Raw genomic sequence first — 12255 nt, forward strand, 5'->3', positions numbered from 1 at the left:
CCTTACCCCTTACCCTTTGGCGCACAGTTAGCGTCGTTCATGTTGTCGATGACGTTACCGTTGTTGTATCGGGCAATGATGTTGTGAAAGAGCTTCGGATCGACCGACGAGAAGTAGCGCACCGGCTCTTTCTCGGTAGGCGCCGACATCGCGTGATAGCGGTCCATGTCGAGGCGGTCGGACGAGCCGCGTACCTTGGCGACCCACGCGTTGAACTCGTCAGGCGACGTAGCGAGTGCGCGGAACTTCATGTCCGAGAAACCCTTGCCGCTGAAGTTCGCCGCAGTGCCCGCGTAGTTGCCGGCTTCGTCGGCGATCAGATGCAGACGCGTTTGCATGCCCGCCATTGCGTAGATCTGGCCGCCGAGTTGCGGAATGAAGAAGGAGTTCATCACCGTGTCGGACGTGATGAGGAAGTTCACCGGCGTGCCGACCGGGAACGCCAGCTGGTTCACCGATGCAATGCCGAGGTCGGGGTAGATGAAGAGCCACTTCCAGTCGAGTGCGACGACTTCGACGTTGATCGGCTTGACCTGCGACTCGAGCGGCTTATACGGATCGAGTTCGTGCGTGCTCTTCCACGTCAACACGGCGAGGAAAAGAATGATCAGCGTCGGAATCGTCCAGATGGCGATTTCAATGCCGGTGGAATGCACCCAGCCCGGCTTGTATTCGGCATTCCTGTTCGACGCGCGATAGCGCCATGCAAAAAACAGCGTGAGCGCGATAACCGGAACGACCACGATCAGCATGGCCCAGACCGACGTGGCAATCAGCTCACGTTCGGCCAGCCCCACACTCCCCTTCGGATTCAAAATATCGAGATTGCTGCAACCCGAGAGCAACAACACGAGGCCGGTGGACAGGAAACTTATCGACCCACGCAGAGTCTTTCCTTTCATATCCATTGCCCTTCTTTTACGACTTCAACGAACGTCATTCGACCGCTCTCCCTTAGTAAGCGATCGCATAATAGGGGGACGTCAAGGGGATATAAACACCCGATTCAGCAACAATCTATTGCGTCGCAACACCGTGCGACACGTTGCCGCACGGCTGTGCGCATGTGTGAATCTGCAATGCACTCTTGCAAAGCGTCGGCGTATTCGCCAGATCACGAAAATCCCGTTAAACAAGCACTAAAACGCAGCGCAGCCTGAATGGTTACGCTGCGCTTTAGTGCTTGAAATGGATCTGCGTCGATGCGAAAAATCACGTCGGCAGGCGCTGCATCCGTGCGAAGAATGCTGCACCTGCACTGTACTGCGTTCCGGTTAGCCCGGCGTGCGTGCCGCGACGACAGCTGGCGCCGCCGCCTGCAGATGCTCGCCACCGTCAGCCGGTACGGAATCCGAAGGATGTGTGCTTCGTTCCGACTGAGCCAGCAGCGTACCGACCGACGGGTCGATCGCATCGGTGAACGGCTTCGGATTGATACCGATGGCCAGCACCAGCAAAGCCATCGCGCCGAGCAACACGAACTCGCGCTTGCCGAGGTCCTGCAGCTTCGCGACGCGTGCATTGGCGATCGCGCCGAAAATCACGCGCTTGTACATCCACAGCGTGTAGGCCGCGCTCAGGACCAACGTGGTCGCGGCGATTGCGCCGATCCAGAAATTGAAGCGAATCGCGCCCATCAGCACCATGAACTCGCCGACAAAACCCGAGGTGCCCGGCAGGCCGATATTGGCCATCGAGAACAGCATCACGAACGCGGCGAAGCGCGGCATGGTGTTGGCGACGCCGCCGTATTCGGCGATCGAAGCGGTCTTCGTACGATCGAACAGCATGCCCGTGCACAACAGCATTGCGCCGGACACCACGCCGTACGACAGCATCTGCACGATCGCGCCGGCCTGGCCGATGCGGTTGAAGACGAACAGGCCGAGTGTCACAAGCCCCATGTGCGCAATCGTCGAGTACGCGAGCAGGCGGCGCATGTCGGTCTGCACGAGCGCCAGCAGACTCGAATAGATCACCGCGACCAGCGACAACGTGATCATCATCGGCGCGAAGAAATGGCTGGCCTGCGGGGCGATCGGCAGCGCGAAACGCAGCAGACCGTAACCGCCCAGCTTGAGCATGCCGATCATCACAGCGGCGCCGGTCGGGCCGTCGAGGTGAACGTCGGGCAGCCACGTATGCAGCGGCCACATCGGCACCTTGACGCCGAACGCAGCAAGGAAGCCGAGGAAGATCAGCACTTGCGGCCAGGTGCCGAGATGCGTTTCGCGCCACAGCGCGAGGTCGAAACTATGCGTCTGCGCATACAGGTACAGCATCGACATCAGCATCATCAGCGAGCCGAGGAACGAGACGAAGAAGAACTTCACCGCGGCATACGAGCGGTTCGAATTGCCCCACGTGCCGATCAGCAGGTACAGCGGAATCAGCGTCGCTTCGAACGAGATGAAGAACAGCATGCCGTCCATCGACGTGAACACGCCCTGCATGAAGCCCGACAGCATCAGGAACGCGCCGAAGTACTGCGCGGTGCGCTCGGTGATCGATTCCCACGAGGCGACCACGATGATGATCGTGGTCAGCGCGGTCAGCGCGACGAGCCACAGCGAAATCCCGTCCACCCCGACATGCCATGCAATATCGAACGTAGGCGACCAGCGGACGTTCTCGACGAACTGCATCGACGTCACATCGTTGCGGAAATTCGACACGAGCGGAATCACCGGCAGGAAGCCCGCCACCGCGCCTATCAGCGCAAGCCATCGCGTGCGACTACGTGCCGCGTCAGATCCGGCACGCAAAACCACCAGGCCGGCGACAATAGGGATCCAGATGAGTAGGCTAAGAAGCGGAGGCAATGGCATGTGTTCGGTTGAAAACTTGAAATACAAAACGCCGCATCAATGCCTTCAAAAACGAAAGCATTGAAATGGATATGTAGGCTGGATTTCGCTGAAATTGACGTCGAAGCGGTGCTGCCTGCTCCACGTTTACCCGCAGTCGAATGACCAAGGGTGGGAGATTACCAAGATAAGAATACTTTTGCAGCGCAACAATGCTGCGACGCCTTTCACAATGCATTGTTGCCACGCCTGCCCTTGCGAAACGCCAGAAAATGTGCAAACGCACAAATTCGTCGTCGAGGGATTCTCACCATGCTTTTTGCATGGAGAAGAAAGCAGTTGAGCGGGATTTAAGCACTCTTGCACAAACGCTTCCACGCAACGATTGAATTGAAATAGATCATGCTGGTGCATGACACACCATCAGGGGCGGTTTCGGGGAGTTGGCAAAAATTTAGCGCGTCCGCGCGCAGAAAATTTTTTTGATCCGGCACTCTAAAGAAGCGTCCGTGCGCGCCGAAAAAGACCCGCGTTATCCAGTCACCCGCCTGCTTCCAGATGCGTATCGGGCAACGGTCGCATGTATCTGCGAGCCTTACAAAACCCGAATATACTTCGGCGGTTCAAGGGTCGACGCTCGTGCGCAGCATGGTAGTTTCCTGCACGGTTAGACGCCGCCCTCACCAGCCAGACTTATCGGATTCCGCATGGTGCTTCGTGATGAAGGTGTCGTTCCCGCGCTCGAATGCCGCGAGCTGAGCAAGACCTACGGCGCCGGGCGCATCGTGCTGGCACACCTCGATTTCACACTCGCGCCGGGTGAGTTCGTCGCGATCATGGGTGACTCCGGCGTCGGCAAATCGACGCTGCTGAACCTTATTGCAGGGCTCGACAGCGCGGATAGCGGCGACGTGATCATCGACGGCAGCGCGGTCTCGCGCCTGGATGACAACGCGGCAACGCGCTTGCGCCGGCAAAAACTCGGCTTCGTGTTCCAGGCGTTTCACGTGCTGCCGCATCTGACACTTGCGCAGAATGTCGCTCTGCCGCTGCTGCTCAACGATCTACCCACGGCGGGCGCGCTCGATATGCTCGCGGCCGTCGGCCTGAGCGGCCGAGGCGACGATTTTCCGCGGCAGTTGTCGGGCGGCGAGTTACAGCGCGTCGCCATTGCGCGGGCGCTGGTGCATCGCCCGAAACTGATTCTTGCCGACGAACCCACCGGCAACCTCGATCCCGATACCGCTCACGACGTGCTCGGCCTGTTCCGCACGCAAAGCAAGGCAACCGGCGCGGCCACCATCATGGTCACGCACTCGGAAGCAGCCGCGGCCGTGGCGGATCGCATTCTGATTCTGAGCGAAGGCGGCTTGCACGCATCGTCGTCCGGACGTACCGCGTTTTCCGGTTCGTCACCCGACGCTCGATCCATTGCGCGTTCGGCCGATGATGCACGCTGATCCACACCCACTGCAACGAATGCGCGGTCATCGCATGCTTGCGCGTTGGCTGTTGGGCGCGGAGTGGCGCAGCCATCGCGGACGCGCCCTGGTCGCGATCGCAACGATCGCGCTCGGCGTCGCATTGGGCTACGCCGTTCAATTGATCAACAGCGCGGCCTTCAACGAATTCTCGGCGGCGGCTCGCAGCCTGTCGGGCCAGGCCGATCTGCAGGTGCGCGGCGCACAACCTTTATTCGACGAGTCCATCTATCCGCGTTTGTCGAACGAGCCCGGTGTGGTGCTGGCGAGCCCCGTACTCGCTCTCGATGTCACCGTGCCGGATCAGAACGCCGCGCTGCCTGTGCTCGGCATCGATGTATTCAAGGCCAGCCGCATTGCGCCTGATCTGATCGGCGTGCCTTCCCCGGAGCGACCGTTCGATACGCTCGCGGCCAATACGGTGTTTCTTTCGCCGGCCGCGCAGCAATGGCTGAAGGTGAAAATTGGCGATGACGTGGCGCTGCGAAGCGGCACGTCCACCGTGCATTTTCGCGTGGCGGGCGGGCTTGTGAGAACGCGGCCGGGTCAGCGGCTCGCGGTCATGGATATCGCCGCTGCTCAGTGGAAGTTCGGCAAGGTGGGCAAGCTGTCGCGTATCGACGTGCAACTCGAACGCGGCGTCGACCGGGAACGCTTCAAGCGTGACCTGCAAGCGCGACTCGGCAGGCAGTGGGTGATATCCGAGACGCGCGATGCCGAAAGCCGGACCGATCGTCTGTCGCGCGCCTACCGGATCAATATGAATGTGCTCGCGCTGGTGGCGCTTTTCACCGGCGCCTTTCTGGTGTTTTCGACGCAGGCGCTGGGTGTCGTGCGACGCCGTGCGCAGTTCGCCATGCTTCGCGTGCTTGGTCTGACGCGTGGCCAGTTGTTACGGCAGATCCTGATGGAAGGCGCGCTGCTCGGCCTGCTCGGTTCGCTGTCCGGACTTGCGCTCGGCTATGCCTTGGCGAGCGGCGCGTTGCGCTTTTTCGGCAGCGATCTGGGCGGCGGCTACTTTCCCGGCGTGCAGCCGCGCGTCGGTTTCGAACCGCTGGCGACCGCGCTATTTCTGGCGCTCGGCATCGTAGTGTCGGTATTAGGCAGTCTTGCACCCGCACTGGAAGCGGCGCGTGCGCGGCCCGCAGCGGCGCTCAAAGCCGGCGCCGAAGAAGGCGCGTTGGCGCGACTCGCTACGCCGTGGCCCGCTTTGGCATGTCTGCTGGTTGCCGCCGTGCTCACGCAGGCGCCGCCGTTGTTCGATGCGCCTATCGGCGGCTATCTGGCCGTTGCGCTGTTGCTGGTCGGCGGAATTGCGCTGATGCCGCGTGTGACCGCGCTGATCTTTGGCGCAGCGTGCCGAGCACTCGGCGCGCGACGTCGCGCCGGTGCGGCGAGCACGTTGGCTCTCGCGCGTCTCGCGAATGCCCCGGGCCATGCGTCGATCGCGATGGGCGGCGTGCTGTCGAGCTTCGCGCTGATCGTCGCGATGGCGATCATGGTGGCCAGCTTCCGCGTTTCCGTCGAAGACTGGCTGGGCCATCTGCTTTCGGCCGATCTGTACGTTCGCGTTGCACCGAACGGTGACACCGGCGGCTTGCGCCCTGACGAACAGGGGCTGCTGGCCGCCGTGCCCGGCATCAGGACCGCCGCGTTTGCCCGCACTTCGCATCTCACGCTCGATCCTGCACGACCGGACGTCGCCGTGCTCGCGCGTGAAATCGACGCCGGCGATCCAGGCGCGAATCTGCAGATGACTGGGGCGGTGCTGCCCCTCTCCTCGTTGCATGAGGGTGAGATACCTGTTTGGGTATCCGAAGCAATGGTCGATCTGTATGGATATAAGCTCGGTCAGCGCGTGCAGTTGCCGCTCGGCGAGCGCGGTCACGTGTTCGTTGTGGCCGGCATATGGCGCGATTACGTGCGTCAGACCGGGGCGATCCAGATACGGCTTTCGGATTACCGGCGCTTAACCGGCGATACAAGCGCGACGGATGTGGCTGTCACCGTTCAACCTGGAGTGAGCGTCGACCACGTGATTGCCGGACTGCGTGCACTGCCTTACGGTGCGTCGCTCGATCTTTCGCTGCCGGGTGAAATTCGCGCGCGTACGCTGGTTATCTTCGATCGGAGTTTTGCCGTCACTTATCTGCTCGAGGGTGTCGCGATTGTGATCGGGCTGTTCGGTGTCGCTGCGACGTTCTCTGCGCAAACACTCGCACGAGCGAGGGAGTTCGGCATGCTGCGGCATGTGGGCGTAACCCGCTCGCAAGTTCTTTCGATTCTCGCGCTCGAAGGCGGAATGCTCACTGCTTGCGGCATCGCGATGGGCTTCGTTCTCGGATTCGCGATTAGTCTGATCCTGGTGTTCGTCGTCAATCCGCAGTCGTTTCATTGGAGCATGTCGCTGCACGTTCCGTGGACGGTGCTCGGCACGGTGGCGTTGGTGATGCTCGCCTCGTCGTGTTCGACGGCCGTGATTGCGGGGCGCGGCGCCGTATCGGTGGATGCGGTGCGCGCGGTGAAGGAGGATTGGTGATGGTGGGGTTGTCGCGCGAGATGGTTCGGGCATTGATGCATGAGGGCGTTGGCGTTGGCGTTGGCGTTGGCGTTGGCGTTGGCGTTGGCGTTGGCGTTGGGCAAAATTGTCGACCTAAGCGTGTTGGTCGAGTGGCTCGTTTTTATTGCACGAAGCGCCTCTGGCTCGCCGCGGCCTTATCGCGCACATTACCCGTGGCGTTGTCTCGCGTTGTGAGTGCGCGGCGGCTAAGCGCCAAGGCTCGTGTCGCATTGCTTTGTATGAGCATGCTAGCTGGCGCGCCTGCGTTCACCGCCACCGCCGAGTTCGCGGCGGTCACGTCGGATCATCCGATCGCCCTTCCGCAAGACACCGGCGCACACCCGGCTTTTCGCACCGAATGGTGGTATGCGACAGGCTGGCTCACGACACCGGACAATCAGCCGCTTGGTTTCCAGATCACGTTCTTCCGCTCGGCGACTGACCATGATGCGGCCGATCCGAGTGCATTCGCGCCGTCGCAATTGATCATTGCTCATGCCGCCTTAAGCGATCCCGCACTCGGTCATCTCGCGCACGATCAGCGTATTGCCCGCCAAGGTTTCGGGCTCGCGTACGCGAAGCCGGACAACACTGACGTCAAACTCGATGCATGGAAAATCATCCGTGCCGCCGATGGTCACTACGACGTTACAGTCGACGCGAACGGATTCGCGCTACATCTCGCGCTGACGCCGACACAGACACCGCTGGTCCAGGGCGAACACGGCTACTCGCGCAAAGGTCCACGGCCTGAACAGGCGAGCTATTACTACAGCGAGCCGCAATTACGCGTGAGCGGCAGCGTGGTTCGGCCGATCGCGGCAGGCGGTAATTCGAGGGGCGAAACGGCCGTCACCGGGGCGGCATGGCTCGATCACGAATGGTCGAGCACCTTGCTCGATACTGACGCGGTCGGATGGGATTGGCTTGGCGCCAACCTGACGGATGGCTCGGCTTTGATGGCTTTCAAGGTCCGCAGTCGCGATGGACACACGGTATGGGCTCACGCAGCACTGAGAAATCGCGATGGTCAGGTAAAGACATTTGGCCACGATGAGGTCGACTTCACTCCGGTTCGCACATGGCGCTCGCCACGCACGAACACGTCGTATCCCATCTCGATGACGGTCAAGACCGGTGCGTTGATGTGGCGCCTCGATCCGCTGATGGACGACCAGGAGCTCGATTCCCGTCAATCGACCGGCGCGGTGTATTGGGAAGGTGCGGTGCGGGTGAGCCGTGAAGGGGTGGACGTTGGGCGCGCGTATCTGGAACTGACGGGTTACGCGAACGCGCTGCGGATCGGGAAGGAGTGAGCGCCGGAGGAACCGGCGCGTAGCAGGCAGGGTGCGCGCCGGCGGGGATTTTCCGGTCCAGCCGTGGCCGACGGACCGGCTGCCGGGCTGCGCACGGCCCTGGCGTGGACGCGGCGTGGCCGCCGTGATGGCAAGGCAGAAGGCGAAGGCCTGTTCCGGGTCTGCTTTCCCGGATCTGCTTTCCGGGTCTGCTTTGCCGAGCTGTTCCTTGGCGCCGTAAACGCAGAAACCCCACCTTTTTGGGGTGGGGTTTCTGTTGCTGCAGGGGAGCCTGACGATTACCTACTTTCACACGGGAATCCGCACTATCATCGGCGTGGAGTCGTTTCACGGTCCTGTTCGGGATGGGAAGGGGTGGGACCGACTCGCTATGGTCATCAGGCATGACTTGTTGCTGTAGTGCCTTGGGGCAAGACAGCCAATCTGGAAGAAGTAGTTTCTGGTGATGCTCACCAGAGGGAGATTCGGGGGTTGTGTTGTTTCCGGCACAACACTGATCTCAACCTGTGTGCTGCCCCCTGCGGGGGTTGTTTCGGCTAAGCGCTAAAGCGCAACCCGAAACGAAACACACCTGTTATAGGATCAAGCCTTACGGGCAATTAGTATCAGTTAGCTTAACGCATTACTGCGCTTCCACACCTGACCTATCAACGTCCTGGTCTTGAACGACCCTTCAAGGGGCTCGAAGCCCCGGGGATATCTCATCTTAAGGCGAGTTTCCCGCTTAGATGCTTTCAGCGGTTATCTCTTCCGAACATAGCTACCCGGCGATGCCACTGGCGTGACAACCGGTACACCAGAGGTTCGTCCACTCCGGTCCTCTCGTACTAGGAGCAGCCCCCTTCAAATATCCAGCGCCCACGGCAGATAGGGACCAAACTGTCTCACGACGTTTTAAACCCAGCTCACGTACCTCTTTAAATGGCGAACAGCCATACCCTTGGGACCGGCTACAGCCCCAGGATGAGATGAGCCGACATCGAGGTGCCAAACACCGCCGTCGATATGAACTCTTGGGCGGTATCAGCCTGTTATCCCCAGAGTACCTTTTATCCGTTGAGCGATGGCCCTTCCATACAGAACCACCGGATCACTATGACCTGCTTTCGCACCTGCTCGACTTGTCGGTCTCGCAGTTAAGCACGCTTATGCCATTGCACTATCAGCACGATTTCCGACCGTACCTAGCGTACCTTCGTACTCCTCCGTTACACTTTGGGAGGAGACCGCCCCAGTCAAACTGCCTACCATGCACTGTCCCCAGTCCGGATAACGGACCAAGGTTAGAACCTCAAACAAACCAGGGTGGTATTTCAAGGACGGCTCCACGCAGACTGGCGTCCACGCTTCATAGCCTCCCACCTATCCTACACAGATCGGTTCAAAGTCCAATGCAAAGCTACAGTAAAGGTTCATGGGGTCTTTCCGTCTAGCCGCGGGGAGATTGCATCATCACAAACACTTCAACTTCGCTGAGTCTCGGGAGGAGACAGTGTGGCCATCGTTACGCCATTCGTGCAGGTCGGAACTTACCCGACAAGGAATTTCGCTACCTTAGGACCGTTATAGTTACGGCCGCCGTTTACCGGGACTTCAATCAAGAGCTTGCACCCCATCATTTAATCTTCCGGCACCGGGCAGGCGTCACACCCTATACGTCCACTTTCGTGTTTGCAGAGTGCTGTGTTTTTATTAAACAGTCGCAGCCACCAGTTTATTGCAACCCCTTCACCCTTCTGGCGCAGGCCAGTCAAGCTACAGGGGCGTACCTTATCCCGAAGTTACGGTACCAATTTGCCGAGTTCCTTCTCCCGAGTTCTCTCAAGCGCCTTAGAATACTCATCTCGCCCACCTGTGTCGGTTTGCGGTACGGTCCTGTTAAACTGAAGCTTAGAGGCTTTTCTTGGAACCACTTCCAGTTGCTTCTTCACCTAAGTGAATGGCCTCGCACCCTTGAATTCCGCGCCCGGATTTGCCAAAGCGCCTTCTCCAATGCAAGGACCGGGACTTCCAACACCCGGACAACCTTCCGCGATCCGTCCCCCCATCGCATTTAACAATGGTGCAGGAATATTAACCTGCTTCCCATCAGCTACGCATTTCTGCCTCGCCTTAGGGGCCGACTCACCCTACGCCGATGAACGTTGCGTAGGAAACCTTGGGCTTACGGCGAGGGGGCCTTTCACCCCCTTTATCGCTACTCATGTCAGCATTCGCACTTCCGATACCTCCAGCACACTTTCCAGTGCACCTTCGCAGGCTTACGGAACGCTCTCCTACCATGCACATAAATGTGCATCCGCAGCTTCGGTATATTGCTTAGCCCCGTTACATCTTCCGCGCAGGACGACTCGATCAGTGAGCTATTACGCTTTCTTTAAAGGATGGCTGCTTCTAAGCCAACCTCCTGACTGTTTTAGCCTTCCCACTTCGTTTCCCACTTAGCAATATTTGGGGACCTTAGCTGGCGGTCTGGGTTGTTTCCCTCTTGACACCGGACGTTAGCACCCGATGTCTGTCTCCCGTGATTGCACTCTTCGGTATTCGGAGTTTGCTATGGCGTAGTAATCCGCAATGGACCCCACAACCATGACAGTGCTCTACCCCCGAAGGTGATACACGAGGCACTACCTAAATAGTTTTCGGAGAGAACCAGCTATTTCCAGGTTTGTTTAGCCTTTCACCCCTATCCACAGCTCATCCCCTAACTTTTCAACGTTAGTGGGTTCGGACCTCCAGTACGTGTTACCGCACCTTCATCCTGGCCATGGATAGATCACCTGGTTTCGGGTCTACACCCAGCGACTGAACGCCCTGTTCGGACTCGCTTTCGCTACGCCTGCCCTAATCGGTTAAGCTTGCCACTGAATGTAAGTCGCTGACCCATTATACAAAAGGTACGCCGTCACCCCTTGCGAGGCTCCGACTGTTTGTATGCATGCGGTTTCAGGATCTGTTTCACTCCCCTCCCGGGGTTCTTTTCGCCTTTCCCTCACGGTACTGGTTCACTATCGGTCGATCACGAGTATTTAGCCTTGGAGGATGGTCCCCCCATCTTCAGACAGGATTTCACGTGTCCCGCCCTACTTGTCGTACACCTAGTTCTTTCAAACTGTTTTCGTCTACAGGGCTATCACCTGCTATGGCGGCACTTTCCAGAGCCTTCGACTAACAATAAGAATAAAGAGTACAGGCTGATCCCATTTCGCTCGCCACTACTCTGGGAATCTCGGTTGATTTCTTTTCCTGCGGTTACTTAGATGTTTCAGTTCACCGCGTTCGCTTCACGTAACCTATGTATTCAGTTACGGATACCTCAAAAGAGGTGGGTTTCCCCATTCGGACATCGACGGATCAAAGCTCGTTTGCCAGCTCCCCGTCGCTTTTCGCAGGCTACCGCGTCCTTCATCGCCTGTGATCGCCAAGGCATCCACCACATGCACTTGTTCGCTTGACCCTATAACGGGTGTGTCTCATGTGTCATTCACTGGGAATGCCACCTTCGCCACAATCGCTACAGGTTGAGTATTCGTGTTGCGCCGTATTCCAAAGCAATCTTTCGATCACTTAAAAATACATTGATACAATCACAACCCTGATTCACCTACTCACACACCCATCTCTAAGTATGCTTTCGTGAATCTCTTTACTACTTCTTCCTGATTGTTAAAGAACGACAGCCGATATCACGATTGCTATAACCGCGTATCACTCTGACTGGCTCAATCGCCAATGCCTGTTTCACTACACCGCAAACCCCTTTCAGGGCTTGCCGCAGTAAAACCGGCATTGAAGATTGGTGGAGGATGACGGGATCGAACCGACGACCCCCTGCTTGCAAAGCAGGTGCTCTCCCAGCTGAGCTAATCCCCCAGTCATGCACAGATAGCATCATCACACTTCAGGGTTCATCGACTAGCGCAGCCATCGCAGACAAGACAATGGTGGGTCTGGATGGATTCGAACCATCGACCCCCGCCTTATCAAGACGGTGCTCTAACCGACTGAGCTACAGACCCCTCAGTCTGTCTGACTTACTGTCCTAATTCACAGCCGATAAGCGTGAGCGCTCAACGCATTGACACGTTAGC

Annotated in this window: 5 protein-coding genes, 2 tRNA genes and 2 rRNA genes; 3 read left to right on the plus strand and 6 right to left on the minus strand. The window is 58.6% G+C overall.

Translation table 11 applies throughout. The annotated features are described in order from the left end of the window. Positions 1–2 precede the first annotated feature (2 nt). Together cyoA and ACOSV0_RS30515 are read right to left on the minus strand one after the other, a co-directional pair. The gene (gene cyoA, locus ACOSV0_RS30510) at positions 3–902 is read right to left on the minus strand and encodes a ubiquinol oxidase subunit II (RefSeq protein WP_434110970.1); all 900 of its coding nucleotides are present in this window, start codon (positions 900–902) and stop codon (positions 3–5) included. 372 nt (positions 903–1274) lie between these two features. Beyond that, complete coding sequence (locus ACOSV0_RS30515) at positions 1275–2828, minus strand: NADH-quinone oxidoreductase subunit M (protein ID WP_434110971.1); 1554 nt, start codon at positions 2826–2828, stop codon at positions 1275–1277. Positions 2829–3514: 686 nt separating this feature from the next. Between ACOSV0_RS30515 and ACOSV0_RS30520 the strand changes: the two genes are divergently transcribed. The 3 genes from ACOSV0_RS30520 (at position 3515) to ACOSV0_RS30530 (ending at position 8164) form a co-directional block, all read left to right on the plus strand. Next, positions 3515–4267, plus strand: a complete 753-nt coding sequence (locus tag ACOSV0_RS30520; RefSeq protein ID WP_434110973.1) for an ABC transporter ATP-binding protein — start codon at positions 3515–3517, stop codon at positions 4265–4267. Continuing rightward, positions 4257–6827 (plus strand): FtsX-like permease family protein, encoded by a 2571-nt coding sequence (locus tag ACOSV0_RS30525; protein ID WP_434115900.1) that lies wholly within the window; start codon positions 4257–4259, stop codon positions 6825–6827. Before ACOSV0_RS30520 ends, ACOSV0_RS30525 begins: the two co-directional genes overlap by 11 nt. Positions 6828–7087: 260 nt before the next feature. Then, complete coding sequence (locus ACOSV0_RS30530; RefSeq protein WP_434110975.1) at positions 7088–8164, plus strand: lipocalin-like domain-containing protein; 1077 nt, start codon at positions 7088–7090, stop codon at positions 8162–8164. 269 nt (positions 8165–8433) lie between these two features. Here the strand turns inward: ACOSV0_RS30530 and rrf are convergent. The 4 genes from rrf to ACOSV0_RS30550 form a co-directional block, all read right to left on the minus strand. After that, positions 8434–8546, minus strand: a 5S ribosomal RNA gene (gene rrf, locus ACOSV0_RS30535). A gap of 196 nt (positions 8547–8742) precedes the next feature. Continuing rightward, positions 8743–11621: ribosomal RNA gene (locus ACOSV0_RS30540) — 23S ribosomal RNA — on the minus strand. Between the two features lie 340 nt (positions 11622–11961). After that, positions 11962–12037, minus strand: a tRNA-Ala gene (locus tag ACOSV0_RS30545). Between the two features lie 69 nt (positions 12038–12106). Then, a tRNA-Ile gene (locus ACOSV0_RS30550) sits at positions 12107–12183 on the minus strand. Positions 12184–12255: the final 72 nt, after the last annotated feature.

Source organism: Paraburkholderia caffeinilytica, from assembly GCF_051027425.1.
In the GTDB taxonomy this organism is placed as follows: Bacteria; Pseudomonadota; Gammaproteobacteria; order Burkholderiales; family Burkholderiaceae; genus Paraburkholderia; species Paraburkholderia caffeinilytica_A.